Below are 25,110 nucleotides of genomic sequence, written 5' to 3'. Positions count from 1 at the left end.
GGGCCGAGGAGATGTGCGGGAATGCGGGACGAAAGCGGGGTCAGGGTCCGCATTCGGGCACATCTCCTCGATTCGGGACGAGCGGCCGGCGTCGACGCGAAAACGAGCGGATGCCGGGCCCCCCGGCATCCGCTTCGTCCTGACTAGTTCAGGGCCGAGGTGAGGCGCATCAGGCCGTCGAGGAACGTCGCCTTGGCGGGCTCGCGGTTCCACTCCTCGAGCGTGAGCTCGCGCCCGGCGTCGCGGTAGGCCTGCTCGACCTCGCGCATCCCGGCGACGAACGACTCCCCGCGCACCATCAGCGAGACCTCGCTGTTGAGGCTGAACGAGCGGATGTCCATGTTGCTCGAGCCGATGACGGCGATGTCGTCGTCGATCGAGAAGTGCTTCGAGTGCAGGATGAACGGCGCCGGGTAGAGGAAGATGCGCACGCCCGCCTCGAGGAGCACCTGGTAGTACGAGCGCTGCGCGTGCCACACCATGAACTGGTCGCCGATCTCGGAGACGAACAGCTGCACCTCCAGGCCCCGCTGGCAGGCGCTCGTGATGGCGTAGACCATCGCCTCGTCGGGCACGAAGTACGGACTCGTGAGGATGACCTTCTCGGTCGCGCCGTAGATGAGCGACAGGAACAGGCGGAGGTTGTTCTCGGTGTCGTAGCCCGGCCCGCTCGGCACCACCTGGCACTGCACGGAGTCGGCCGCCGTCGACTGCGGCAGCTGCGCGGCCGGCACCTGCTCGGTCTGAGAGAGGTCTTCGCCGGTCTCGATGAGCCAGTCCGACAGGAAGACCGTGTTGACGGATGCCACCACCGGCCCGGTCAGCCGGGTCATGAGCTCCTGCCATTTGAGGCCGCGCTTGATGTTCTTGGGCGAGTCGTACGTGCGGTCGATCAGGTTCTGCGAGCCCATGAAGCCGACGCGGCCGTCGACCACGACGATCTTGCGGTGGTTGCGCAGGTCGGGGCGCTGGTACTTGCCCTTGAACGGCTCGACGGGCAGCATCCACGCCCACTTCACGCCGATGCGGTCGAGCTCGGCGAGCATCGCCTTGCAGCCGGGGACCTTCTTGGTCGCCACGTAGTCGGCCAGCAGGCGCACCGTGACGCCGCGGGCGACGGCGCGCTCCATCGCGGCGAAGAATCCGCGGGTGGTGTCGTCCCAGCCGACGATGAAGAACTCGATGTGCACGAAGTCGGTCGCGGTGTCGAGCTCGGCGGCCATCGCGTCGATCGACTGCTGGTAGTCGGGCAGGAGCGTGGCCTCGTTGCCGCTCGACGCGGGAAGGGCCGTCAGCGCCTGGTTCTGCTGCACGACCCGCTGGAACCAGCGGGGCCACGAGGCATCCGTCTCGTCCAGGGCGTTCTCGGTCACCCGGCCGCGGATGAGCTCGTCGATGCGCGCCTGCTCCGCCCTCCGCTTCGCCGGCAGACGGAAGTTGCCGATCACGAGGTAGAGCACGACCCCGATGCCCGGGAGGATGACGATCAGCAGGATCCACGCCATCGCCGCCGTGGGCTTGCGGCCGCGAGGGATCACGATGAGCGCGGTGACGACGATCGCCGCGTGCACGAGCACGGCGAGCGACCAGGTCAGGTTGGCGAAGAGTCCGGAGTCCACGACCACAGTGTGCCCTGTCGCACCCGTCTTGCGTCACGGAGGGCGCAGGAAACGCCGAAGACGGATGCCGCGAGGCGCGCGGCATCCGTCTTCGCGGACGGTTCTGGTCAGTCGCGCGCGTACGCCGCCGCGAGGTGCGCCTCGAGGTCGAGGTACGCGTCGTCGGCGATGTCGAAGATCACCTTGGAGATCTCGCCGCCGGTGAAGTCGAACCCGTAGCCGTACAGCGACGACACCGGATCGGCGCTGTCGCGGCCGATCGTGAGGCCCTCGCCGCACAGCGAGAAGTGGCCGAGCACGGTGCGGATCTGCTTCTCGCCGACCTGCTGCTCATCGATGTAGAGCCGCACCGGGCCGACGCCCTCGCGGTACTCGCCCATGCCCTCCTTGACGAACTCCACACCGATGATGTGCTTGCCCGACGTCGGGACGGGCGCCGAGACGCGATCCTCCGGCGGGATGCCGAGGAAGTTGTACACGTAGTGCACCTGGCCGTCCTTCACGACGAGGGCGTGACCGCCGAAGCGCGAGCCGTGCGCGAAGATGACGCCCTGCGTCTCGGGTGTGAACTCGATCTCGGCGGCGATCTTGTACGAGACGCCGTGGACGTTGGCCGCCGACCGCTCGGGGATCTCGGTGTGGTAGAGCTCCCACTCGTCGTGGTCGAACCCGCTGATCCCGCTCACCGGGCCGTGCACGGCGACCGCCTTCCCGCCTTCGTGCCAGATCCCGCGACTGCCGAGCATCTCGTAGTACTGCGTCTGCTTGTCGGTCGGGCCGTCGGGCGCGGCGCTGAACGAGGACACCATCGAGACACCCGACCGCGGCGTCTGCTCGACGCCGTTGTAGGTGTCGGGGAAGGCCACGCCGCAGGCCTCGAGGATCGTCGGGACGATGTCCACCGAGTGGTGGTACTGGTCGGCGAGGGTCCCTTCCTGCACCCTATGGGCGGCGGTGCGGCGAAGGAAGGGCGCCGCTCCGCAGCGGCGGGGTTCTGCTCAGGCGTCGGCGGCGCAGCGGAAGCCGATGTGCGACATCCCGGTGTCCTCGGCCTGCGGGGAGCGGGCGGCCGGGCGGAAGCGCAGGCAGTAGTCGGGCGAGCACAGGTGCGAGCCGCCCTTGAGCACGCGGCGCGGGATGGCGGGGAAGCCGTCCTGGGCGCTCGCCGCCGCCAGCAGGTTCTCGCGCTTGCCGGCGTCGACGGGCTTGTCCGACAGGCGCAGGTGGCGCGGCGTGTAGAAGTCGGTGGTCCACTCCCACACGTTGCCGGTCATGTCGAAGAGACCGTAGCCGTTGGGCGGGTAGGAGCCGACGGGGGCGGCATCCCCCACTCCCTGGTTGTCGTACGGGAAGCGCCCGAGCCACGAGTTCGCCTGGGCGGCCCCGCCGGGGTAGGGCTCGTCGCCCCACGCGAACCGCGCGCCGTCGAGTCCGCCGCGGGCGGCGAACTCGTGCTCGGCCTCGGTGGGCAGGCGCAGCCCCGCCCAGTCCGCGTAGGCGGTGGCGTCCTCGAAGGCGATGTGCACGACCGGATGCCGCATCCTGTCGTCGACGGACGACTCCGGTCCGAACGGTCGGCGCCAGTACGCGCCCGGATGCCACCGCCACCAGTTGCGCCAGTCGCGCAGGTCGACCGGACCGGGCGTGGGCGTGAACACCATCGCGCCGGGGACCAGGTCGGCGGGGTCGGCTCCCGGGAAGTTCGCCGGGTCGAGCTCGCGCTCGGCGACCGTCACGTAGCCGGTGGCGTCGACGAACGCGGCATACTGCGCGTTGGTGACGGCGTACCGGTCGATGCGGAACGCCGCGACCTCGCGCTCGTGGACGGGCCGCTCGTCCGGGTAGAACTCGTCGGAGCCCATGCGGAACGTGCCGCCGTCGAGCAGAACCTGGTCGTGCGTCGCCGAAGTCACCGCTCCACCGTAGCCCGGGCGCGTTTCGTCTCGCTTCGCTCGCTCGACGACCGGAGGCGGAGTCAGAAGCTGCCGATGCCCTTGCCGATGAGCGAGACGCCGATCACGAGCAGCAGCACCGCCATGATGACGGCGTTCTCCTTGCCGAGCCACACCCGCAGGGCGTCCAGCGGCCCGCGGAGCTTGTCGGCGGCGATCAGGTAGCCGACGACCGGGACGAGGACGGTGGATGCCGCGATCAGCGTGAAGATCGCGATCACCAGCACGATTGACCCGGTGTCGAGTCCGGCCGAGCCGATGTCGACGCCGGCGCCGGCGGCCATGAGGAGGTTCTTCGGGTTGACGGCGGACAGCAGGAAGCCGAGGCCGAATGCGACGGGGAAGGTGACCTTGTCGATCGCCTGCATCCATTTCGGCATCGTCGGCTCCTCGCCCGCCTTCGGGCGGCCGCGCCACTGGCGGACGGCCAGCAGCAGCAGGAGCGCGCCCAGGATCAGCTGGATCACGCCCTGGATCGGCTTCGAGGCATCGGGGTCGCTGTCGGGCAGCACCGATGAGAGCAGCGTGAACGCGGTCACCGCGACGACGATGCCGAGCACCCAGCCGAGCAGGAACCCGACGCTCGTCACGCGCGCCTTCGGCGACAGGAGCATCAGGATCGCCGCGATGATCGGGATCGGGCTGATCGCCACACCGAGGGCGAGGGGAAGGATGTCTCCGATGACGGCGCCCATGGGCATGTCTCCTGGTTCGTCGTGCGATGCGGCCTCGGCTACCGTATCGGCACGCGCACGTCAGGCGCCGTTGATCCGGTCGCGCCACTCCAGCAGCGGCATCACCGGCGACAGGTCGTAGTCGGGGCCGTCGATCGCCGGGACGATGAGGCGGAACCCCAGCTCGTACAGGCGGGAAGGGGCATCCGTCTCCCGCAGCGGTCCGAAGCCGCGCACCGTGAACCCGGTGGACAGCTCGATGCTCGACGGTTCGCGTCCCTCGCGCGCGCACCACTCGTGCAGGACGCCGATCTTGCGGCCGAGGTCGTCCAGCGGGGTGAAGGTGTGCCAGATGTCGGCGTGCTGGGCGACCAGGCGCAGCGTCTTGCGCTCGCCCTGGCCGCCGATGAGGATCGGGATCCGCCGCGTCGGCGCCGGGATGAGCCGGTCCCAGCGGGCGCGCACGCGGGGCAGGTCGTCGGCGAGGGCGTCCAGCCGCGACCCGACGGTGCCGAACTCGTACCCGTACGCGTCGTAGTCGGGCTGCGCCCAGCCCGATCCGGTGCCGAAGATGAGCCGGCCGGTGCCCGTCGCGCGGGCGCTGATGTGGTCGACCGTCCGCGCCATGTCCGCCTGCAGGTCGGGGTTGCGGTACGAGCTGCAGTTGACGAGCGGACCGAACTCGACGCGCTCGGTCTGCTCGGCCATCGCGGCGAGCACCGTCCACGCCTCGAAGTGCTCCGCCTCGAACGGCTCGGTGAGGGGGAAGAAGTGGTCCCAGTTGAAGACGACGTCCACTCCGAGGTCCTCCGCGCGCAGCACGGCGTCGCGGTAGGCGGTGTACGACCCGTGCTGCGGCGCGAGCTGCACGCCGATGCGCACGGGACGATGGGCGGCGGGATGCCTCGTCTCGGTCACGTCGGGGAGTCTGTCAGCTCTTCGGCTCGATGCGCAGCACCTCGGGCGACTCGCCGACGGTGAGGTCGTCGACCACGCGGAGCGTCCGGGCGAGGTCGTCGACGCTGCCGATCACGGTGCCGAAGCGCTCCCGGTCGGAGCACACCGCGGTGACCGTGACGAAATGCGTCCCGGTGTCCCACGTGTAGGTGGCGAAAGGAGGCGTGCGGGGGTCGGGCGGCAGCGACATCTCGAGCTTCTCGCCCACTCCGAGGTAGGGGTTGCGGAAGGACTCGGTGTCGTCGTACTCCATCGGCATCATCGCCCGCGCGGCCCTGAGATCGTGGGTGGCCTGCTGCATCTGCGCCATGACGACGACCAGTTCGGCGTCGGCCTTCCATACCCACACCAGCACGCGGCCGGCCGCCCTGCGCATCAGGAACGGTGCGGCCTGGCTCATCGCCCATGCCGCGACGGTGCTGCCGGGACGCGCCTCGGCGCCCATCGCGGAGCCGGCCTGGGTGAGCAGCATCCGGATCGCCGCCTTGCGGTGGCGGCGGCCGCGGAAGCCGAGGGATTCGGTCACCGGGACCCACAGATTCGGGTCGGCGTCGGCCTGCAGTCGGGGCATGGCTCCAGGTTACGGTGCGGGTCTGGCGCGTTCCTGGGGAGGCCGCAGAAGCCGCTCGGGTACAGTGGATGCCGCGCGGCGACCAGCCGCTGCCGCGCGCCCGCCGCACAGACAGGCCCCCAACCCCGTGACCGATCCTGCGACGCCCGACGACACTTCCGCCGACGCCGCGAGCCCTCGCCCTCTGAAGATCCTCATCGGTGCCGACACGTTCCTCCCCCACGTGAACGGTGCCGCCCGCTTCGCCGAGCGCCTCGCCGCAGGCCTCGTCGCGCGCGGCCACGAGGTGCACGTTATGGCGCCGAGCAAGACCCATCGCGAGCACGGCACGTTCACCGAGGTGATCGAGGGTCAGCCGATGACGATGCACCGGCTGCCGTCGTGGCGCTGGTACCCGCACGACTGGCTCACGTTCGTGATGCCGTTCCGCTCCAAGCACTACGCGCGCCGCGTGCTCGACGAGGTGAAGCCCGACGTCGTGCACATCCAGTCGCACATCGTGATCGGCCGTGGCCTCTCGCGAGAGGCGGCCAAGCGCGGCATCCCGATCGTGGCCACCAACCACGTGATGGCCGAGAACATCCTCGACTTCACGACGCTGCCGCCCTTCCTCGACAAGGTCGCCGTGAAGCTCGCGTGGGACGACGCCAAGCGCACGTTCGACCTCACCCGCGCCGTGACCACGCCGACCCGCAAGGCGGCGGACTTCCTCGAGTCGACGATCGACATCACGGGGGTCATCCCGATCAGCTGCGGCATCGACGCGAGCAACTACACGGCGGACCTGACGCCGCGCGACGCCCACCGCATCGTGTTCGTCGGGCGCCTGACGACCGAGAAGCAGATCGACGTCGTGCTGCGCGCGATCGCGACGCTCGACCCCGCGCTCGACGTGCGCTTCGACATCGTCGGCAGCGGCGATCAGCGCCGCAACCTCGAGCAGCTGACCGGCGAGCTGGGGCTGACCAGCCGCGTGCACTTCCATGGTCACACCACCGACGACGAGCTGCGCGGACTGCTGACCGACGCCAGCGTGTTCGCGATCGCCTCGATCGCCGAGCTGCAGTCGATCGCGACGATGGAGGCGATGGCCTCGGGCCTGCCGATCGTCGCCGCCGACGCGGTGGCGCTGCCGCACCTCGTCCACGACGGCGAGAACGGCTACCTCTTCCGTCCCGGCGACGTCGACGACCTGGCCGAGAAGCTGACGACCGTGCTGACCGCACCGCACGACGAGCGCGTGCGCATGCAGCAGGCCTCGCTCGAAGGCGTCAAGATCCACGACATGCGCCGCACCCTCGATACGTTCGAGGCGCTGTACCGCGACGAGCCGCTGCCCGAGTAGGCGCCGTGCATGTCGTGATGTTCGGCGACCAGCACGCCGAGTCCCTCGGCGGGGCGCAGGTCTCGATGCGACTGCAGCGCCGGTTCCTCGAGAAGGCCGGCCACACCGTCACCATCGTCGCGCCGGCGATGCACGGCCCGCGCGGGCGGGCGGCGGCATCCGATCCCTCGTATGTCGACCTTCCGTCGATCCCGATCACGTTGGACCGCGAGTACTCGATGACGTGGCCGGGGCGGCGCACCGACAGATGGCTGGATGCCGCACTCCGGCGCCGGATCGCCGAGACGGGGCGCTCGCGGGTCGACGTCGTGCACGTGCAGGCGGACTTCTGGGGCGCCTACATCGGACACCGCTTCGCCCGCCGCCACGGCCTGCCGGTGGTGCACACGATGCACAACCGCGTCGACGTGGGGATCGAGGCGACAGCGCCGTTCCCGAAGACCGTGCTGCGGGTGCTGAACGCGTGGCAGCGGCGCGTGCTCGGCGGCTTCGACAAGGCCGGGTCGGCCGGCCACGACGGCTGGGCGTACCTGCGTCGCTTCGCGCACCGATCGGATGCCGTCACCGCGCCGTCGTCGCACTTCGCCCACCGGCTCGAGGCGCACGGTGCGCTCCCGCAGGGGCGCCATGCCGTTCCGTCGGGCACCGACGCGGCCTCGGCGCCTGCCGTCGACGTGGTSTGGAACGGGATCGACGACGATGTGCTCGACGAGGTGCTCGCGGAGGCCCCCGTCGACCGCGTGCCCGGACCGCCCCGGTTCGTGTGGCTCGGGCGCATGAGCCCCGAGAAACGACTGCTGCCCTTCCTCGAAGCGCTCGCCGTCTCGGGCGTGGAGGCCGATGTCGAGATCATCGGCGGCGGCGGTCAGCTGCGCGCCGCGCGCCGGATCGTCGACAGGCTCCGGCCGCGTGCGACGGTGACCTTCGCCGGGCGGATGCCGTATGCCCGGACCCTGCGGCGGATCGCGGCCGCCGATGCCGTCGTGCAGACCTCGATCGGGTTCGAGACGCAGGGGATGACGATCTTCGAGGCGGCCTCGCTCGGCACGCCGGCCATCGTGAGCGACCCGGACCTCGCCGCCGAACTCGGCACGGGGTACTGGGCGGTCGGCGGCGACGCCGCACCGGCCGCGTCGATCGACGCGCTGGCGGATGCGCTGCGGGAGGCGGCATCCGACATCTCCGGGGGAACGGCGCGCGTGCCCGACCCGGGGATCCGCGAGCGGTTCCGCCAGTCGTCGCGCACCGCCGCGATGATCGGCGTGTACGAGCGCGTCACCGCCTGACCCGGGCCGCCCCGACGCGCGAACGGCAGGCTCTCGCGCACTCGACGTGCGTGATGCCTGCCGTTTCGGCGTACTGCCGGATCAGGGAAGGCGGGCGGGGTCGGTGGGAATCCGACGGTAACCGTCGGAGCGAAGGGCGGCGATCGTCGATCCGAGCGCCACCGCTGACAGGGCTGCGAGAAGAATCACCATGAACATGGCAGAAACGCTACGCTTGCGCTAGGAGTGCCACGAGTGGCAGAATAGCCACGAATCGCAGGATTACTGCCACTCTGTTACCGCCGAGGGAGATTCCCGATGAAGACCGTCGCCTGCATCGTCACGGACGGGTTCGCACCGTTCGAGTTCGGAGTCGCGTGCGAGGCGTTCGGCCTCGACCGTTCCGACGACGGCATCCCGAGCTTCGACTTCCGGGTGGTCACACCCGATCCCGGCGTCGTGGAGTCGAAGATGGGCTTCTCGATCAACGTCGACGCCGATCTGTCGTTCGCCTACGAGGCCGATCTGGTCGTGGTCTCGCCCGTTCCCCACCAGTACTGGGGGCGCGCCGACGAGCGCGTGCTCGACGTCATCCGCGCCGCCGTCGCCCGCGATGCATGGGTGCTGAGCGTGTGCAGCGGATCATTCGTCGTCGCCGCTTCCGGCGTGCTCGACGGACGCCGCGCCACGACGCACTGGATGTACGCGCAGAAGATGAAGGAGATGTACCCCTCCATCGACGTCGACCCCGACGTGCTCTACGTCCAGGACGGCCGCATCATCACCAGCGCCGGCACCGCGGCGGGCCTCGACGCGTGCCTGCACCTGCTGCGTCAGGAGCTCGGTGCCGAGATGACCAACATCATCGCCCGTCGCATGGTCGTGCCGCCGCAGCGCGACGGCGGCCAGGCGCAGTTCATCGCCAACCCGCTGCCGGCCACGACGTCGCTCTCGCTCTCGCCGGTCACCGACTGGATGCTCGACAACCTGCGGCTCGACCTCACCGTCGACCAGCTCGCGGCGAAGGCGCACATGTCGCCGCGGACGTTCGCGCGACGGTTCAAGGCCGACTATGGTGCGACGCCGGCGGCGTGGCTCGCCCGCCAGCGCATCATCCACTCGCAGCGCCTGCTCGAGAAGACCGATCTCGGCCTGGACCGCATCGCGTATGAGAGCGGGTTCGGCTCGGCCGCGGTGCTGCGCCAGAACTTCGCCCGCGTGCTCGGCACGACGCCCACCGCCTACCGTGCGCGTTTCGCGTGCCACCTCGACGAGATCACGGTCCCCACGCCCACTCCGAACGCCGCTGGCGCGGCGTTCGGAGCCTCGGGGCGCGTGGGCCCAGCCCCGGCCTCCGCCGAAGCGGGGGTCGAGGCATCCGTTCTCGAATCGGTCGCGTAGGCGCGGTTCTCGTTCGCCTACGGCGGGCTCAGGCCTTCCTGGCGTCGATCTCGTTGCCGTGGACGGTCAGCGCGTAGAGCACGACGAAGTCCAGGGCGATCAGGGTGAGCGACAGCCAGGGCTGCACCGAGATGAGCGAGACCTGGCCGATCGCGTTGAGCGCGACCAGGACGATCGCGGTGACGCGCGCCCACGTCGCGCCGGCGAGCAGGAAGATGCCGACCAGGATGAGGAGGGCGCCTGCGATCAGGTGCCACCACCCCCAGCTCTGGACGTCGATCGAGAAGAGTCCGACCTGACCCAGGAAGTAGGCGGTGTCAGGGCCGATGAGGGCCTGGAGGCCGTGGAACGCGTCGATCGCGCCGCTGACGATCAGCACGACGGCGGCGAAGACGCCCCATCCTGCCCATCCAGTGGTCGCGGTGTTGTTGTCGGTCATGAGCGATCCCTTCACTTTCGCGAGGTGTGGGCGCGGTCGAGAGGCCCTCGGTCACGTCCGGTGACGGTGCTTTCTGTCGCACTTGCGGCACACACTAGCGAACCTGGGAGAATCCTGAACAGATGTCGTCACGGCGCGCCGCGCGACGTCATGAGCCGACTGCGTCTGGCGTACGACCGGCCCTGGGTCGCGGGGCCATGGTTCGTTAGCGTGTGACCGTGGGGTTCAATCCGCGGACGTGGTTCTCTCGCAAGACGCTGGGCAAGGACGCCCTCGCGGGGGTGGTCCTCGGCGTCGAAGCCGTTCCGGACGGGCTCGCGGCGGGGCTGCTGGCGGGGGTGAACCCGCTCGCCGGACTCTACGGCTACCTGTTCGGCATGGTGGGAGCGGCCGTGCTCACCAGCAGCGCGTTCATGGCCGTGCAGGCCACGAGCGCGATGGCGCTCGTCGTATCCGACGCCGGGCTCGATTCGCTCCCCGATCCCGATCGTGCGCTCTTCACGCTCGCCGTCCTCACCGGCATCATCATGATCATCGCGGGGCTGCTCCGCGGCGGACGACTCATCAGCTTCGTGCCGACGGCGGTCATGACCGGGTTCGTGACGGCGATCGGCGTCAACATCATCCTCGGTCAGCTCTCGAACTTCACCGGCTACCAGGGGCAGGGCGCCAACCGTCTGCTCAAGACCATCGACGTGCTGGTGCACGTGGGGCAGTGGAGCATCCCCTCCCTCGTCGTCGGCGTCGTCTCCGTGCTGGTGATCGTGGTGCTGCTGCCGACGCGCGTCGGCAGCATGGGTCTCGTCGTCGCCGTGGTGGTGGGCTCGGTGTGCGCGGTGCTTCTGAACCTGTGGGTACGTGACTCGGTCGTGCTCCTGCGCGACATCGTCGACGTGCCGAACGGGCTTCCCGCCCCGGTGCTCCCCAGCATCGCCGATGCGCCGACGCTCCTCATCCCAGCGCTCTCGCTGACGTTCATCGGCCTGGTCCAGGGTGCGGCGGTGTCGGCCGGCATCCCGACCGCCGACGGCAGGCGTGCCGACGCGAACCGGGACTTCCTCGGGCAGGGGCTCGGCAACATCGTGTCGGGGCTCTTCCAGGGCATGCCGGTCGGCGGGTCGATGTCGGGGTCGTCGCTCATCGTGCAGGCGGGGGCGAAGACGCGGCTCTCGCTCTTCGTCGCGGGAGCGGTGATGGCGGTCGTGGTCTTCCTCGCCGCCGACATCGTGGCGTACGTGGCCATGCCGGCGCTTGCAGGCCTGCTCATCGTCGTGGGGTGGCGGGCGATCAAGCCCAGCCGGGTGTACTCCGTCATCAAGTCCGGCCTCCTGCCGACCACGATCATGGCGGTCACGTTCGGGCTCACGCTGATCATCCCGCTGCAGTTCGCGGTGCTCGTGGGGGTGGGGCTCGGCGTCATCCTGTACGTGGCCGAGCAGTCCAACCACGTGCGCGTGCGCGCCGTGCACCTCGAGGAGAACGGCCGGATGCGCGAGGGCGATCCGCCCGCCGTCGTCCCGGCCGGTGAGGTGCTGGTGCTCCAGCCCTACGGCAGCCTCTTCTTCGCGAGCGCGCCCGTGTTCGAGCGGCAGCTGCCGGAGGTCAGCCGCGAGTCGAGCGGGTCCGTCGTCATCATCCGGCTGCGGGGCACGGATCAGATCGGCCTGTCGCACGTCGACGTGCTGCGACGCTTCGCCCACGAGCTGAACGATGCCGACTCTTCGATGAAGGTCGTCGCCACCGCGGAACGCGTCATCGGGGAGCTCGACGCCGGCGGGCTCACGGCCGACATCGGCGAGGAGAACGTCTATCGCGGGTCCGAATGGGTGGGGGAGGCGCTCCGTGTCGCCTACGCCGACGCGCGAGCGGAGCTGGACAGGTAGGCGACGTTGATCCGGATGCGCCCTGCTGGTAAACTTGAGCCATGACGACTCAACTTTGACGAAGAGTTGAGATCCCACAGATTTCAGGAGACATATGAACGCCACACAACAGCCCGGACAGGAGGACGCGCAGAGCGCCCTCGAGCAGTTCGGCATCAACCTCACCGACCGTGCCCGTCAGGGCAAGCTCGACCCCGTCATCGGGCGGGACAGCGAGATCCGTCGCGTCAGCCAGGTGCTGACCCGTCGCACCAAGAACAACCCTGTTCTCATCGGCGAGCCCGGCGTCGGCAAGACCGCCGTCGTCGAGGGACTCGCCCAGCGCATCGTCGCGGGCGACGTCGCCGAGTCGCTCAAGAACAAGGAGCTCGTCACCCTCGACATCTCCGCGCTCGTCGCCGGTGCCATGTACCGCGGCCAGTTCGAGGAGCGCCTGAAGAGCGTCCTCAAGGAGATCACCGAGTCCGACGGACGCATCATCACGTTCATCGACGAGCTGCACGTGCTCATGGGCGCGGGGGGCGGCGAGGGGTCGGTCGCGGCATCCAACATGCTCAAGCCCATGCTCGCCCGCGGCGAGCTGCGCCTCATCGGCGCCACCACGCTCAACGAGTACCGCGAGTTCATCGAGAAGGATGCCGCGCTCGAGCGCCGCTTCCAGCAGGTGTACGTCGGCGAGCCCACGGTGGAGGACACCGTCGCGATCCTGCGCGGGCTCAAGGAGCGGTACGAGGCACACCACAAGGTGGCGATCGCGGATGCCGCCCTCGTCGCCGCGGCATCCCTCAGCCATCGCTACATCCCGAGCCGGCAGCTGCCCGACAAGGCCATCGACCTGATCGACGAGGCCGCGTCGCGGCTGCGCATGGAGATCGACTCGGCGCCGTTGGAGATCGACGAGCTGCGCCGCCATGTCGACCGGCTCAAGCTCGAGGAGCTCGCCCTCAAGAAGGAGAAGGACGACGCCTCGCGGGAGCGCCTGGCGGCACTGCGCGAGACCCTGCGCGTCGAGCAGGAGAAGCTCGGCGAGCTGCAGGGCCGCTGGGAGCGCGAGCGTGCGTCGCTGAACCGCGTCGGCGACCTCAAGACCAAGCTCGACGCCGCCCGCATGGAGGCCGAGCGCGCGCAGCGCGAGGGCAACCTCGAGAAGGCCTCGCGGCTGCTGTACGCCGAGATCCCGGCGCTGGAGCGACAGCTGGTCGAAGCCGAGCGGGAAGAGCCCGCCGGCGACCGCATGGTCAACGACCAGGTCACCGAGGAAGACATCGCGGCCGTCATCGCAGCGTGGACCGGCATCCCCGTCGGTCGGCTGATGCAAGGCGAGACCGAGAAGCTGCTGCACCTCGAGTCCGAGCTGGGCAAGCGCCTGATCGGGCAGAAGGATGCCGTCAAGGCGGTGTCCGACGCCGTGCGCCGGTCGCGCGCGGGCATCAGCGACCCGGGCCGGCCCACGGGCTCGTTCCTGTTCCTCGGCCCCACCGGCGTCGGCAAGACGGAGCTCGCCAAGGCGCTCGCCGAGTTCCTCTTCGACGACGAGCACGCCATGGTGCGCATCGACATGTCGGAGTACGGCGAGAAGCACTCGGTCTCGCGTCTGGTCGGCGCCCCTCCCGGGTACATCGGCTACGAGCAGGGCGGCCAGCTCACCGAGGCCGTGCGCCGGCGCCCGTACTCGGTCGTGCTGCTCGACGAGGTCGAGAAGGCGCATCCCGAGGTCTTCGACGTGCTGCTGCAGGTCATGGACGACGGTCGCCTCACCGACGGCCAGGGCCGCACCGTCGACTTCACGAACGTGATCCTGATCCTCACGTCGAACCTCGGCTCGCCGATCCTCATCGACCCGACGCTGTCGGCCGACGAGAAGCGCGACGCGGTGATGGCGATCGTGCGGCAGGCGTTCAAGCCCGAGTTCCTCAACCGCCTCGACGACATCGTGATGTTCGCGGCGCTGAGCGAGGACGACCTCGCCCAGATCGTCGAGCTCGCGGTGTTCGCGCTGCAGCGGCGACTCAAGGACCGCCGTCTCAGTCTCGCGGTCACCCCGGACGCCCGCGCCTGGCTCGCCGAGCGCGGCTACGACCCGGTGTTCGGCGCGCGGCCGCTGCGCCGGCTCATCCAGTCGGAGATCCAGGATCGCCTCGCGATGGCGCTCCTGTCGGGCGGCGTGCGCGACGGCGACGTCGTACGCGTGGATGTCGCAGCCGACGGTTCGTCGCTGGTGCTGACCAGCGACGGCCCCGCCACGGTGGAGCCGGTCGCAGAGGACGACGACGACGTGATCGAGGCCGAGCTCCTCGACGACTGACGCCCCGGCACGGCCAGGACGAAGAAGCGGATGCCTCCCCCCGACGTCGGGGGGAGGCATCCGCTTCGCGTGTACCGGGGTCAGTCGTTCACGAGCACCGACTCGGCGGCGGGGCGGCGCACGCGCGGAGCCGTCTCGCGGGACTGCAGTTCCTCGGAGGCGGCGCGGATGTCGCCCAGCTCGCCGACGGCCATCACGGTGACCGGCGTGAAGTCGGAGCCGAGACCGAACCCGGCCGAGATGGCGTCGCGGTCGAACCCGCCCATCTGGTGGGTGGACAGGCCGTCGGCGTGCGCCTGCACGGTGAAGTGGGCGGCGACCTGACCGGTGTCGTACTGCGCCCACGCCATGGGCCTGCCCTCGCGCGTGGTCTCGGCCACGAAGACGACCAGCGCTGCGGCGTCACCGGCCCACGCGCTGTTGAAGCCGGCGAGCGCTGCCATCACGGTGGCGTGCGCCGCCGAGCCGCGGCGGGCGACGATGACGCGCCAGTCCTGCGCGTTCGCGGCGGTCGGAGCCCAGCGCGCGGCCTCCAGTGCACTGGCCAGAGCGGCCTCGTCGATGACCGACTCGCGGTCGAAGATGCGCGTGCTCCAGCGCTCGGCGAGCACGTCGATGATGGGGGCGTCGGTGTCGGCGATGCGGTCGATGACGGTGGACATGGGGTCTCCTCGGGGTAGCAGTGCCGGGACGCCGTCGGCCCAGGTCTATGCAACCGAATGGATCTGCGGAGCATTCCCACCGAGACGAGCGGATGCCTCGACCCGCGCCCTGCACGCGAGTCGAGGCATCCGTGTCTTCAGTCCGTCGCGGACTCGCTGTGCACGTCGGGCAGCTCGCGCATCGTCCAGAACGGCGCGATCACGACGAACAGACAGGCGAGCACCTGGCCCACCGCGCCGATCCACATCGTCGGCACGACACCGAGCCACGTGCCCAGCGCGCCCGACAGCAGTGCGGCGATCGGCATGACGCCCCACACCACGAAGCGCACCGATGCGTTCATGCGGCCGAGCAGTCGTGCCGGGGTGATGCGCTGACGGAAGGTGACCTGCGTGATGTTGTAGAGCAGCACGGTGAAGCTCGCGATGAAGGACTGCACCACCAGCAGCGGGAACGCCACGGCGGGTACCAGTGCCGCGATCGGCAGGAGGGCTGCGACGACGCTCATCGCGATCGCGCTCACCGGGATCGCGCGCCCCTCTCCGATCCAGCGGACGATGTGCGGGGTCGCGATCGCCCCGACGAACCCGCCGATCGCGCCGAGCGAGAACACCAGCCCCATCGACGCGGGGGTGAAGCCCAGCTCGCGCAGCAGGAAGATCGGCAGCAGCGTCGTCGCGAGGGTGTTGAAGAAGTTGCCGGTGGCGGTGAAGCCGACGATGCGGCGCAGCAGCTTCTCGGTGAAGACGAACTTCAGCCCCTCCCGGATCTCGTGGAGGATCGGGGCGTGGTCCTCGGGGGCCCGGCGCTCCTCGTGGTCGCGGGTGAACAGCAGTGCGACGAGCGAGAACACGTACGTGCCGACGGTCGCGAGGATCGCGAACGGCGCCGTCAGCACACCGATCAGCCACCCGCCGATGCCGGGGCCGGCGATGTTGGCGAGCTCGTACGTCGACTGGAGCTTGCCGTTCGCCTCGGCGATCTGGTTCGGTCGCACCAGGGACGGGATGATGCTCTGATACGACACGTCGAAGAACACGGTCGCGACGCCCATCACGATCGCCACCGCGATGACGTGCCACATGTGGAGGGCGCCCGCCCACCACAGCAGCGGCACGGTGGCGAGGGCGACCGCCCGGACACCGTCGGCCCAGATCATGACGTGGCGCTTGCGCATGCGGTCGATCCACGCGCCCGCCGGAAGCCCGATGATCAGGAAGGCCGCGACGTTGGCCGCGTTCAGCACGCCGACCTCGAATTCCGTCGCGTTCAGCAGCAGTACGGCGAGCACCGGGATCGCGAGCTCGGTGATCTGGGCGCCGAACTGGCTGAACGCCTGCCCGGACCACAGGGTCAGGAAGTTGCGGTCGTGCCACAGCGACCCTTTCCGCGCCGGCGGAGCGTCGGCGGGGGAGGCGGCGGCATCCGTCGCCTGGTCGGCTTCGACGGCCTCGTCGACGCGGGAGCCGGGAGAGGATGCCTCGGCCCGCGCCTCTGCGAGCACGCCGGCGTCGAGGTCGCCGGTGACCGACCGGTCGTCTGATTGGGACATGTCAATCAGTGTGCGGTACTGATTGAGATCTGTCAATCACTAGCGTACGCTGACATCGTGACGGATCAGGCGGAGCGCGTCGAACTGCATCGGGGAGACCCCGAGGGGGAGGCGCGGATGCGGGCGCTGAGCTCTCCGCTGCGGCTGCGCGTACTGCGGCTGTGCGCCTTCGAGTCGCGCACCAACAAGGAGCTCGCGGGGCTGCTGGGCGTCAACCCGGGAACGATGCTGCACCACGTGCGCACCCTCGTGCAGACCGGCTACCTGGTCGCCGAGCCCGAGCGCGCGGGTACCCAGGGCGCGCGGGAGGTGCCGTACCGCTCCACCGGATTGTCGTGGCGCACCTCGATGCCCGGCGGGTCTCCGGTGCTGATCGAGACGTTCCTGCAGCAGATCGAAGGCGTCGACCCCGACGAGCTGGACACCACGTGGCTGGGGCTCAAGCTGAGCCCCGCGCACAAGGAGGAGTTCCAGCAGCGCCTGTACGAGCTGGTCAACGAGTTCAAGGAACGCGGCCCCGACCCCGACGGCGACACCTACTCCTTCTTCAGCACGCTCCACCCCGACGAGAACCCGCCGGCCGCGCACTGAACGCCGTCACGGTCGCGGCGGGAAGACGCCTTGCAACGCGATCACGAAGTACATCGCGAGGAACGGCGGCAGGTTGTTGTGCGATGCCCCGCCACCGGCGGGTGCGAGGGGCGCCATGTCGACGGAGGCGCCGGGAGCGGCGTACGCCGGCCGCGGTGCGCGCCCCAGGCGGGGCTGCGCCCACGTCGAACCCGGCGCGTTGCCGGTCGTCCCGGTCGCGCTCGAGCCCCGCGCCGCGTGCGTGTGGCGCGGCATCTCGGCCGTGGTGAGGGTCACGACCCTCGACCCGCCGATCTCGCCGATGTCGCGGGGCGTGAGCCCTGGCCCCTGACCGGGTCCGATCACCATCGCACCGTTGAGGTTCGGCAGTGCGAAGGTGGTCGTGCCGTTGCCGCCGTACTGGGCGCCCAGCAGCGAGAACAGCGGGGTGTTCTGGGCGATCGGCAGTATCTGCCCGTTGCACATCGCCCACCCGGCGGGCGCGTAGCTGAAGCCGATGGTGCGGATCTCGCCCACATAGGGATCCATGCGTGTCCTCCGTTCAGTCCCGCGGCGGGAAGACGCCCTGCAGCGCGATGATGTGGTTGATGACCGTGTACGGCGGCATGTTCTCGTGCGGCTGGTTGCTGCCGGCGACCGCGATGGCGGCGGCATCCATCGACTGCCCACCCGCTGCCGCATACGCGGGCTGCGGAGTGCTCGCCCAGGTCGCGCCCGCGGGATCCGTGGTGGTGGCGGACGCCGTCGTCGCCAACGGGGTGTGCGTGTGCGGGGGCATCTCGCCGGCGGTGAGCGCGTGCGTGGCCTCGCCACCGACCTGGCCCCACGGCATGGCGGTTCCCGCTCCGAAGGGGATGCGTCCGCGCAGGTCGGGCAGCGCGAACGTCGTCACGCCGTTCCCGCCGTAGGTGGTGCCCAGCAGGGCGAACAGCGCCGCGTTCGTGTTGATGGCGAGCGTCTGCCCGTCGCACAGCGCCCACCCTCTCGGGGCGAAATCGAACGCGACGCGTCGGATCTCGCCGACAAACGGTTCGGCCACGTGTCACTCTCCGTTCTGCGGGTCGGGATGCGGGAATGCCCCGGTCAGGGGCGAGAAGGAAAGATGCCCTCGACGGCGATGATGTACGGGACCGCGAGGAACGGCGGCATGTTCTCGTGCGGCTGTCCGCCGCCGACGGCGCTGACGGCGCTTCCCGCGAGCGCGGCGGACCCCGTCGCCGCGCCGAACGCCGCAGCGGACTGCGACGACCACACCCCGCCGGCGGGGGAGGCGGAGGTGGCGCCGGTCGCCGCTGCGGCCGTGTGGGTGTGCGCGGGCAGGTTCCCGCCCGTGAGCGTCACGGCTTCGGCACCGCCGGTCGCGCCGGGAAGCAGACCCGGTCCCGCATGCACCGGCGCCCGGCCGCGCAGGTCGGGGAGGGCGAAGGTGGTCTGGCCGTCGCCGCCGTACGTGGTCCCGATCAGGGCGAACAGGGCGTCGTACTGGCTGATCGGGAGCGGTCGGCCGTCGCAGGGCAGCCACCCCACCGGCGCGAAGGTCCCAGCGAAGATGCGGATCTCTCCGATGAATGCCTCGCTCATCGGGTGCCCTCCTCAGGCTCGGGGACGGATGCCGGCTCCCGCCGCAGCGCACGATGCAATGCGCCCGGCTCCTCTGGCTCGGCTGCCGGTGTGAAACCGCGGGCGAGGTAGAGGCGCTCGGCGTCGCTCGCCGGGGCGACGGTGAGCTCGACGGCGCGGCCGGCGGCATCCGCTCGCTCGGCCAGCTCGTCGAGGAACCCGGTCGCGACGCCCGAGCGGCGGAAGGCGGGGTGCACCACGAGGTCGACCAGGCGGATGGCGGTGCCGGTGTCGTCGACGATCGCGTAGCCCGCCGTGTGCCCGTCGCGCAGGAGGAGCCAGGCCATGGCGCGAGGGTACGACGCGGTGAAACCGCCCAGCCGTGCCCGCACCTGCAGGTCGATCAGCGTGTCACGGGCGGGGCCCGCCACGGCCGCGAACTGCTCGGCGCAGTGCTTCGCCAGCACGCGGGCGAGCTCGTCGGTGATGAGCGGATCGTGCAGCGGCGTCGTCCGCGACCGTCGCTCGGGCGCCGCCGTCGCCGGCGTCATCGGGTGCGGTCCACGATGGCTTCGAGGATGCCCGGATCCGGACCGATCCGCCCGAGATAGAGGACGTGGCTGGAGCCGCTCGGAGAGGTGAGGTGGTAGATGCCGTCGCGCGCGGAGCCGTCGGTGGAGAAAGCCAGGCGGTATGCGTGCTCGGCGTCGCCGTCGGTGCGCAGATCGTGGATCGCCTGCAGGCGCAGGCGGTGGGGCGACCACGGTGAGGAGCCGTCGTAGACCGCGTCGAGGTGCGGCGCGAACTCCGAGCGCACCGGGCGCGCCGGGTCTCCCGGACGTGCGTCGGCGGCCGCGGCGGCGGACGACACCGGTCCCGACGCCCCACCCGACGTCGGACGGACGGCTGCCGCGGCCGGCTGCGCTGCGGCAAGCGCGACGGCGCCCGCCGTCGCGCCGAGCACCACTCGGCGAGAGATCTCGGTCCCCACGATCGACCCCCTTCCGTGGCGAGACTAGTGCACCCGGCGTGTTTCGCCCCGCATCGCAGACGACCGATAGCATTCGGCGAGGACTGTAGCCACGGGGGGCTCTTTTTTATGCGCAAAGTGGGGCTTCCGTCGCGTCTGACGGTCATCGGAGTCGTGTTCGGCGTCGTCGTCGCGGCCGGCGCCGTGTTCGCGACGCCTGCCTACGCAGCCACGATCACGGTGAGCACGACGGCAGACGGCGACGCCTCCGGCGCGTGCGCCGACGGCAGCGTCACCACCCTCCCGGCTCCGCCCGTCTCGCTGCGCACCGCGCTGTGCGTGGCCGGCAATCTGGGCGGCGCCCAGGTCGTCGAGGTGCCGGCGGGCGACTACACGCTCACCGAGGGCGCCCTCGTCGTCGGCACGGCGGCCGGGGCGTCCGTCGTCGTGTCGGGACCGTCCACCGGCACCGCGCGCCTGATCGGGAACGGCTCGACGCAGCTGCTCACGGTCGATCCCGACCTGGTGGGCGATGTGGCCGTCACCGTCGAGGACCTCACCTTCCAGGGCGGCCGCGACAGCCTGTACGGCGGCGGCGCGATCATCGCCGGCTCCGCGGGGGCCGGCGCCGGCGACGAACTGACGGTGCGCCGGTCGACGTTCGTCGACAACCGCTCCACGGCCGCCGCAGCCCCCGGCGGTGCGATCCAGTTCATGGGCGGCTCGCTGACGATCGAAGACTCCACCTTCACCGGCAACGACAGCGGCACCTCCGACGGCGGAGCCGTCTTCTACCTCGCGATGAGTGCGACGGGTGAGGCGCTGGACATCACGGGATCGACCTTCACGGGCAACACGGCGCACGCCGCAGCCGGCGTCGCCGCGGGCGGCGGAGCCGTCGCGTACTCGGTCGACGCCGGGGCGTCGGCATCCGTCACGATCAGCGGCAGCACCTTCGCGAACAACACCGTCACGACGACGGATGCCTCGCCCACGCGCGGCGGCGCGATCCGGCAGCAGGGCGGCACGGCGACGGTGACCGAGAACGCGTTCACCGGCAACTCCGCCGGCGCCGGGGCGGCGATCGATGCGACCGGCGGGCGCCTGGACGCGCACTTCAACCTCGTGGCGGGCAACACCGGCACCGCCGTCTCGACGGCAGGGACCACCGCCGACCTCACCCGCAACTGGTGGGGCTGTGCGACGGGCACAGGCACCGCGGGCTGCGACACCGTCGCGACGTCGGGGGCGACCGCGCCCCACCTCACGCTCACCGGGTCCGCTTCGCCGTCCGCGGTCGCGGCGGGCGGCTCTGCGACGCTCAGCGTGTCGCTGCGCACCGACTCCGGCGGGGGTGCGGTCGCCGCATCCGATCTGTCGGCCTTCACCGGGCGTGCGGTCGCGTGGACCGGCGCGACGCCCGCCGGATCGTCGGTCGGATCGTCCTCGACCTTCGCCGCGGGCATCGCGACCACCACCTACACGGCCGGACCCGCGGGTGGCCCCGGCGGCGCTACCGCCACGTTCCACAGCGCGAACGTGCCGATCGCCGTCGCGGTCAGCCAGCCGCCGGTGTTCGCCGCGTACCCGTCCGAGGTCACGCTGACCGCAGGATCGGCGATGCCGACGCTGACCCTCACCGCCACGGGCAGCCCGACCCCGGCGATCATCATGACGGGATCGCTGCCCGACGGGCTGACCTTCACGCCGAGCCCGGGCGGCGCGACCGTCACCGGCACGCCGACCGGTGCACCGGTCCAGGCGGGAGCACCGCTGTCGAGCACGGTCACCTTCAGCGCGCTCAACGGCGTGGGAACCCCCGCGGTCGCGACGGTGACCTTCGTCGTAAACGACAGGCCCGCCATCACCAGCGCCGGGTCGGCCATCGCGCAGGCGGGCGCCCCGTTCACGTTCACGGTCACCGCGACCGGACGGCCGACACCGGGCCTCGCCGTCGCACCGCTCCCGGCGGGCCTGTCGTTCGTCGACAACGGCGACGGCACGGGGACGCTGTCGGGCACCCCGAGTGCGGCGCTGTCGGGGGAGAACATGCTGACGATCTCCGCGCAGAACACCAGCGGCACCGCGGTGCAGTCGTTCCTGCTCACCGTCCGGTCGGCGCCGGCGTTCACGAGCCCCGACACGGCGACGTTCGCGGTCGGCACGGCGGGCACCTTCGTGCCCACCGTCGGATCCGCCTACCCGGCAGCGGTGACGATCGTCTCGTCGGGGACCCTTCCCGCGGGCATCGTCTTCACGCCGGGTGCTGCCGGATCCGCACAGTTCTCGGGAACACCGGCGGCCGGCGCCGGCGGCACCTACGACGTTCAGCTGACCGCGACGAACGCCGCAGGATCGACCACGCAGGACCTCACGCTGACGGTCACCGAGGCCCCGGTCGTGACGGACGACCCCGACGACGTCTCGGTCCGCGTCGGTGCCGGCGTCACCCTCACGGCGGCGGCGCGCGGCTTCCCGGCGCCGACCGTGCAGTGGCAGCGCTTCGACGGCGCCTCATGGGTCGATGTCGCCGGCGCGACGTCGAGCACGCTGACCTTCACCGCCGCGCTCGCCGACGACGGCGCCCGCTTCCGCGCCGTGTTCACGAACTCCGCGTCCGCCGCCACCTCCGCGGCGGCGACCGTCGTGGTGTCGGCCGCACCGGCGATCGCGCCGGTCGCCCCCGTGACGGTGCTGCCGGGTGCACCACGGAGCATCGAACTCGCCGTGACGGGGCATCCGTCTCCGGTCCTGTCGGCCGTCGGCCTCCCGGCGTGGTTGACGCTCACCGACAACCACGACGGCACCGCGACCCTCTCCGGCACGCCCGGCGTGGGCGACGTCGCAGCGACGGATGTCGTCGTCCAGGCGACCAACTCCGCGGGCACGGCGCTGACCACGGTGTCGATCACGGTCGCCCTCGACGTCGCGCTGCCCGGCACCGTCCCCGCCGGCGACGGCCCCCTCGGTGGCGTCCCCGGCGCGGTCGTGCCGGGTCAGGTCGTCACGGTGTCGGGGGACGGCTACCTCCCGGGGGCGTCGATCGCCATCGGGATGTACTCGACGCCGACCTCGCTCGGTTCGGCGACCGCCGACGCGAGCGGCGCGTTCTCGGCGGCGGTCACCGTCCCCTTCACGGCGGTCCTGGGCTCCCACACCCTCGCCGCGACGGGCGTCTCGGCTGCCGGAGACGTGCGCACGCTCGTGGCAGCGGTGAACGTCACCGCGGCCAGTGGCGGCTCCGGGGGCTCCGTGCCGGGCGCCTCGGGGTCGGGCGCGCTCGGCGCGACGGGCGGCACCGTGCCGTGGTGGGCCGTCGTCTCGGGACTCCTCGCGATCGCTTTGGGCGCCGCCCTGGCGGTGCGCTCGCGCCGCGCCCGGTAGGTCGACCCCGGGTTCGAGGAGGGGGAGGCGCGGAGAAATCCGCCGCCTGTTCCGCAACCGCGAAATCCGGTCGGTTCTTCCGGCCGCCAGCCGATGTGCCGCCCGGGCTGCCTCGCCTACGGTGACAAGCATGACGATCGCCACCGCCGACCTGTACGACGAACGCGGCGACGAGCTCGACTCGCTCGCCCTCCAGCTGCACGATTTCGGCGGCCGTGCCGCCTTCGACGGACCGATCCGCACGGTGCGCTGCCACCGCGACAACGCGCTCGTGAAGGCGGTCCTCGCGGAGCCGGGCGACGGCGCCGTGCTCGTGATCGACGGCGGCGGATCGCTCGAGTCGGCGCTGGTCGGCGACCTCATCGCCGGATCGGCCGTGCGCAACGGCTGGGCGGGGATCATCGTGCACGGCGCGATCCGCGACCGCGTCGCGATCGGGGGCCTCGATCTGGGCGTCAAGGCGCTGGGGTCCAACCCCCGCAAGAGCGCCAAGGACGGGCTCGGCGAGGTCGATGTGCCGGTCACGATCGCGGGTGTCGCGTTCGCACCGGGCCGGCACGTGTGGGCCGACGCCGACGGGGTGCTCGTCGAGCGCTGACGCCCCGGGCGGCCGGGGTGGTGCGCCGCGGCGCGCTCGCTCGTAGGGTGGAGGCCTGATGTCCTCCACCGACGGGGAGCCCGCCCGTTATCTCGCCCGGGCCATCGAGATCGCCATCGGCAACGTCCGCAACGCGGGCGGTCCGTTCGGCGCCATCGTGGTGACCGCCGACGGCCAGGTGTTCGAGGGCGTGAACCGCGTCACCGCGGACCTCGATCCGTCCGCCCACGCCGAGGTCACCGCCATCCGCGGGGCGTGCCGGGGGATCGGCACCTTCGACCTCACCGGGGCGACGCTCTACTCCAGCTGCGAGCCCTGCCCGATGTGTCTGGGCACAGCACTGTGGGCGCGGATCGACCGTGTGTACTTCGCGGCCGACCGCGACGACGCCGCCGCGGCCGGGTTCGACGACGCGTTGTTCTACCGGTACTTCGACGGCGGGCCCGGCCATCGCGACATCATGCCGCTGGAGACGGTCGCGCTCGCTGCCGACGAGCGCATCGCCCCGTTCGAGGAGTGGAAGCGCAACTCCACGCGCATCGACTACTGAGCGCGCGCGGCGGCAGCCTCCTCGATGAGCTGCAGCATCCGCGCCGCCACGCTCACGGCGATCGTGGCCGGCTGCTTGCCCGAGATCTCGGGCAGGCCGATGGGGGTGGTGACGCGCGCGAGGGCCGCGTCGCCGTGGCCGGCATCCTGCAGTCGTGTGCGGAACCGCGCCCACTTGGAATGCGAGCCGATGAGGCCGATCGAGGCGATGCCACCGGTCCGCAGCGCCAGGTCGACGATCGCGAGGTCCTCGCTGTGGTCGTGGGTCATCACGAGCACGTGGGTGCCGGGCGGCAGGCCGGCGATGACCGCCTCGGGCACCGGCGCGTGGTGGATCGCCACGTGCGCCACCGCGTCAGCGAGCGGCCCCGGCGCGCCGTCGACACCGAGTCGTGCGGGCTCGAGCATCTCCGCGCGGGAGTCGACCAGGTGCAGGTCGAGTTCCTGACGGGCCAGGATGCGCGCGACCTCGAGGCCGACGTGTCCCATCCCGAACACCGCGATCGAAGGGACGACCCGCACCGGCTCGAGCATGAGCGTGACCTCTCCGCCGCAGCACTGCACCCCGTACTCGGTGATCGCCTTGTCGCTGAGCGTGAGCGTGAGCAGATCGGGCTCCGCCGTGCCCGACGCCAGCATCTCGCGGGCGCGCGAGAGAGCCGTGGCTTCGAGGTTGCCGCCGCCGATGGTGCCGAACACCTCGACGGGGGCGACCACCATCTTGGCGCCGCCGTTGCGCGGTGCGTGACCGCGCACCATCGCGAGCGTCACGATGACGGCGGGGGTGCGCGCCGCCCGCAGACTCTGCAGGGCATCGAGCCAGTCCACGGCA

At 70.9% G+C, this 25,110-nt stretch carries 24 protein-coding genes; 9 read left to right on the top strand and 15 right to left on the bottom strand.

From position 1 onward, the window contains the following. Nucleotides 1–143: 143 nt before the first annotated feature. The 6 genes from cls to AC1DDU_RS06015 all read right to left on the bottom strand — a co-directional run bounded on the left by cls (nucleotide 144) and on the right by AC1DDU_RS06015 (nucleotide 5,773). On the bottom strand, nucleotides 144–1,619 hold the full coding sequence (gene cls, locus AC1DDU_RS06040; RefSeq protein ID WP_477432104.1) for a cardiolipin synthase: 1,476 nt from the start codon (nucleotides 1,617–1,619) through the stop codon (nucleotides 144–146). A 107-nt stretch (nucleotides 1,620–1,726) separates the two neighbouring features. After that, complete coding sequence (locus AC1DDU_RS06035) at nucleotides 1,727–2,521, bottom strand: hypothetical protein (protein ID WP_477432102.1); 795 nt, start codon at nucleotides 2,519–2,521, stop codon at nucleotides 1,727–1,729. 96 nt (nucleotides 2,522–2,617) lie between these two features. Then, a complete protein-coding gene (locus AC1DDU_RS06030; protein WP_477432100.1) occupies nucleotides 2,618–3,532 on the bottom strand; it encodes a formylglycine-generating enzyme family protein in 915 nt (304 codons plus the stop codon). Between the two features lie 62 nt (nucleotides 3,533–3,594). Further along, the gene (locus tag AC1DDU_RS06025) at nucleotides 3,595–4,266 is read right to left on the bottom strand and encodes a GAP family protein (RefSeq protein ID WP_477432099.1); all 672 of its coding nucleotides are present in this window, start codon (nucleotides 4,264–4,266) and stop codon (nucleotides 3,595–3,597) included. A gap of 60 nt (nucleotides 4,267–4,326) precedes the next feature. Further along, on the bottom strand, nucleotides 4,327–5,163 hold the full coding sequence (locus AC1DDU_RS06020) for an LLM class F420-dependent oxidoreductase (RefSeq protein ID WP_477432097.1): 837 nt from the start codon (nucleotides 5,161–5,163) through the stop codon (nucleotides 4,327–4,329). 13 nt (nucleotides 5,164–5,176) lie between these two features. After that, nucleotides 5,177–5,773, bottom strand: a complete 597-nt coding sequence (locus tag AC1DDU_RS06015) for a hypothetical protein (RefSeq protein ID WP_477432095.1) — start codon at nucleotides 5,771–5,773, stop codon at nucleotides 5,177–5,179. Nucleotides 5,774–5,900: 127 nt separating this feature from the next. On the opposite strand from AC1DDU_RS06015, the gene AC1DDU_RS06010 reads away from it, so the two are divergent. The 3 genes from AC1DDU_RS06010 (at nucleotide 5,901) to AC1DDU_RS06000 (ending at nucleotide 9,784) form a co-directional block, all read left to right on the top strand. Beyond that, complete coding sequence (locus AC1DDU_RS06010; protein WP_477432093.1) at nucleotides 5,901–7,118, top strand: glycosyltransferase; 1,218 nt, start codon at nucleotides 5,901–5,903, stop codon at nucleotides 7,116–7,118. A 5-nt stretch (nucleotides 7,119–7,123) separates the two neighbouring features. Then, entirely contained in the window at nucleotides 7,124–8,404 is a 1,281-nt protein-coding gene (locus AC1DDU_RS06005; protein WP_477432091.1) for a glycosyltransferase family 4 protein, read from the top strand. A gap of 297 nt (nucleotides 8,405–8,701) precedes the next feature. Next, nucleotides 8,702–9,784, top strand: a complete 1,083-nt coding sequence (locus tag AC1DDU_RS06000; RefSeq protein WP_477432089.1) for a GlxA family transcriptional regulator — start codon at nucleotides 8,702–8,704, stop codon at nucleotides 9,782–9,784. A gap of 28 nt (nucleotides 9,785–9,812) precedes the next feature. Here AC1DDU_RS06000 and AC1DDU_RS05995 read toward each other — a convergent pair whose 3' ends face one another. Next, complete coding sequence (locus AC1DDU_RS05995; RefSeq protein ID WP_477432087.1) at nucleotides 9,813–10,223, bottom strand: DUF7144 family membrane protein; 411 nt, start codon at nucleotides 10,221–10,223, stop codon at nucleotides 9,813–9,815. Nucleotides 10,224–10,441: 218 nt separating this feature from the next. Here AC1DDU_RS05995 and AC1DDU_RS05990 point away from each other — a divergent pair, with 218 nt between their 5' ends. Both AC1DDU_RS05990 and AC1DDU_RS05985 read left to right on the top strand, forming a co-directional pair. After that, nucleotides 10,442–12,106: a SulP family inorganic anion transporter gene (locus tag AC1DDU_RS05990; protein ID WP_477432085.1), complete on the top strand. Its 1,665-nt coding sequence runs from the start codon at nucleotides 10,442–10,444 to the stop codon at nucleotides 12,104–12,106. A 94-nt stretch (nucleotides 12,107–12,200) separates the two neighbouring features. After that, nucleotides 12,201–14,411, top strand: a complete 2,211-nt coding sequence (locus tag AC1DDU_RS05985) for an ATP-dependent Clp protease ATP-binding subunit (protein ID WP_477432083.1) — start codon at nucleotides 12,201–12,203, stop codon at nucleotides 14,409–14,411. Nucleotides 14,412–14,491: 80 nt separating this feature from the next. Here AC1DDU_RS05985 and AC1DDU_RS05980 read toward each other — a convergent pair whose 3' ends face one another. Together AC1DDU_RS05980 and AC1DDU_RS05975 are read right to left on the bottom strand one after the other, a co-directional pair. Next, complete coding sequence (locus tag AC1DDU_RS05980; protein WP_477432081.1) at nucleotides 14,492–15,073, bottom strand: nitroreductase family protein; 582 nt, start codon at nucleotides 15,071–15,073, stop codon at nucleotides 14,492–14,494. Nucleotides 15,074–15,210: 137 nt separating this feature from the next. Continuing rightward, the gene (locus AC1DDU_RS05975) at nucleotides 15,211–16,626 is read right to left on the bottom strand and encodes an MFS transporter (RefSeq protein ID WP_477432079.1); all 1,416 of its coding nucleotides are present in this window, start codon (nucleotides 16,624–16,626) and stop codon (nucleotides 15,211–15,213) included. A 57-nt stretch (nucleotides 16,627–16,683) separates the two neighbouring features. Between AC1DDU_RS05975 and AC1DDU_RS05970 the strand changes: the two genes are divergently transcribed. After that, complete coding sequence (locus AC1DDU_RS05970) at nucleotides 16,684–17,217, top strand: ArsR family transcriptional regulator (protein WP_477432077.1); 534 nt, start codon at nucleotides 16,684–16,686, stop codon at nucleotides 17,215–17,217. 6 nt (nucleotides 17,218–17,223) lie between these two features. On the opposite strand, the gene AC1DDU_RS05965 is transcribed toward AC1DDU_RS05970, so the two are convergent. Genes AC1DDU_RS05965 through AC1DDU_RS05945 form a run of 5 tightly spaced genes read right to left on the bottom strand, consistent with a single transcriptional unit; the run spans nucleotide 17,224 to nucleotide 19,768 of the window. Beyond that, nucleotides 17,224–17,745: a phage tail protein gene (locus AC1DDU_RS05965; protein WP_477432075.1), complete on the bottom strand. Its 522-nt coding sequence runs from the start codon at nucleotides 17,743–17,745 to the stop codon at nucleotides 17,224–17,226. 13 nt (nucleotides 17,746–17,758) lie between these two features. Continuing rightward, on the bottom strand, nucleotides 17,759–18,256 hold the full coding sequence (locus AC1DDU_RS05960; RefSeq protein WP_477432073.1) for a phage tail protein: 498 nt from the start codon (nucleotides 18,254–18,256) through the stop codon (nucleotides 17,759–17,761). 44 nt (nucleotides 18,257–18,300) lie between these two features. Then, nucleotides 18,301–18,798, bottom strand: a complete 498-nt coding sequence (locus tag AC1DDU_RS05955; protein WP_477432071.1) for a phage tail protein — start codon at nucleotides 18,796–18,798, stop codon at nucleotides 18,301–18,303. Further along, nucleotides 18,795–19,328 carry a GNAT family N-acetyltransferase gene (locus AC1DDU_RS05950; protein ID WP_477432070.1) on the bottom strand — a complete coding sequence of 178 codons (534 nt, stop codon included), beginning with the start codon at nucleotides 19,326–19,328 and terminating at the stop codon, nucleotides 18,795–18,797. Before AC1DDU_RS05950 ends, AC1DDU_RS05955 begins: the two co-directional genes overlap by 4 nt. After that, nucleotides 19,325–19,768 (bottom strand): DUF6916 family protein, encoded by a 444-nt coding sequence (locus AC1DDU_RS05945; RefSeq protein ID WP_477432068.1) that lies wholly within the window; start codon nucleotides 19,766–19,768, stop codon nucleotides 19,325–19,327. The genes AC1DDU_RS05950 and AC1DDU_RS05945 overlap by 4 nt, the downstream gene beginning before the upstream one ends. Nucleotides 19,769–19,876: 108 nt before the next feature. Between AC1DDU_RS05945 and AC1DDU_RS05940 the strand changes: the two genes are divergently transcribed. The 3 genes from AC1DDU_RS05940 to AC1DDU_RS05930 all read left to right on the top strand — a co-directional run bounded on the left by AC1DDU_RS05940 (nucleotide 19,877) and on the right by AC1DDU_RS05930 (nucleotide 24,279). Next, the gene (locus AC1DDU_RS05940; RefSeq protein WP_477432066.1) at nucleotides 19,877–23,131 is read left to right on the top strand and encodes a beta strand repeat-containing protein; all 3,255 of its coding nucleotides are present in this window, start codon (nucleotides 19,877–19,879) and stop codon (nucleotides 23,129–23,131) included. 130 nt (nucleotides 23,132–23,261) lie between these two features. Then, entirely contained in the window at nucleotides 23,262–23,729 is a 468-nt protein-coding gene (gene rraA, locus AC1DDU_RS05935; protein ID WP_477432065.1) for a ribonuclease E activity regulator RraA, read from the top strand. Between the two features lie 58 nt (nucleotides 23,730–23,787). Then, a complete protein-coding gene (locus AC1DDU_RS05930; protein ID WP_477432063.1) occupies nucleotides 23,788–24,279 on the top strand; it encodes a nucleoside deaminase in 492 nt (163 codons plus the stop codon). On the opposite strand, the gene xdhC is transcribed toward AC1DDU_RS05930, so the two are convergent. Then, nucleotides 24,273–25,106 carry a xanthine dehydrogenase accessory protein XdhC gene (gene xdhC, locus AC1DDU_RS05925; RefSeq protein WP_477432061.1) on the bottom strand — a complete coding sequence of 278 codons (834 nt, stop codon included), beginning with the start codon at nucleotides 25,104–25,106 and terminating at the stop codon, nucleotides 24,273–24,275. The genes AC1DDU_RS05930 and xdhC overlap by 7 nt on opposite strands. Nucleotides 25,107–25,110: the final 4 nt, after the last annotated feature.

Source organism: Microbacterium sp. 05T445, assembly GCF_056395865.1.
Note: the sequence above shows the minus strand (reverse complement) of the source record. Positions and strands in the feature narration are given on the sequence as shown.

Coding starts and splice junctions, on each gene's coding strand:
- AC1DDU_RS05930 (WP_477432063.1), top strand. CDS start 23,788: ATGTCCTCCACCGACGGGGAGCCCGCCCGTTATCTCGCCCGGGCCATC.
- AC1DDU_RS05995 (WP_477432087.1), bottom strand. CDS start 10,223: ATGACCGACAACAACACCGCGACCACTGGATGGGCAGGATGGGGCGTC.
- AC1DDU_RS05955 (WP_477432071.1), bottom strand. CDS start 18,798: ATGAGCGAGGCATTCATCGGAGAGATCCGCATCTTCGCTGGGACCTTC.
- AC1DDU_RS05980 (WP_477432081.1), bottom strand. CDS start 15,073: ATGTCCACCGTCATCGACCGCATCGCCGACACCGACGCCCCCATCATC.
- AC1DDU_RS06025 (WP_477432099.1), bottom strand. CDS start 4,266: ATGGGCGCCGTCATCGGAGACATCCTTCCCCTCGCCCTCGGTGTGGCG.
- AC1DDU_RS05940 (WP_477432066.1), top strand. CDS start 19,877: ATGCGCAAAGTGGGGCTTCCGTCGCGTCTGACGGTCATCGGAGTCGTG.
- AC1DDU_RS05975 (WP_477432079.1), bottom strand. CDS start 16,626: ATGTCCCAATCAGACGACCGGTCGGTCACCGGCGACCTCGACGCCGGC.
- AC1DDU_RS05965 (WP_477432075.1), bottom strand. CDS start 17,745: ATGGATCCCTATGTGGGCGAGATCCGCACCATCGGCTTCAGCTACGCG.
- rraA (WP_477432065.1), top strand. CDS start 23,262: ATGACGATCGCCACCGCCGACCTGTACGACGAACGCGGCGACGAGCTC.
- AC1DDU_RS06015 (WP_477432095.1), bottom strand. CDS start 5,773: ATGCCCCGACTGCAGGCCGACGCCGACCCGAATCTGTGGGTCCCGGTG.
- AC1DDU_RS05950 (WP_477432070.1), bottom strand. CDS start 19,328: ATGACGCCGGCGACGGCGGCGCCCGAGCGACGGTCGCGGACGACGCCG.
- AC1DDU_RS05985 (WP_477432083.1), top strand. CDS start 12,201: ATGAACGCCACACAACAGCCCGGACAGGAGGACGCGCAGAGCGCCCTC.
- AC1DDU_RS06000 (WP_477432089.1), top strand. CDS start 8,702: ATGAAGACCGTCGCCTGCATCGTCACGGACGGGTTCGCACCGTTCGAG.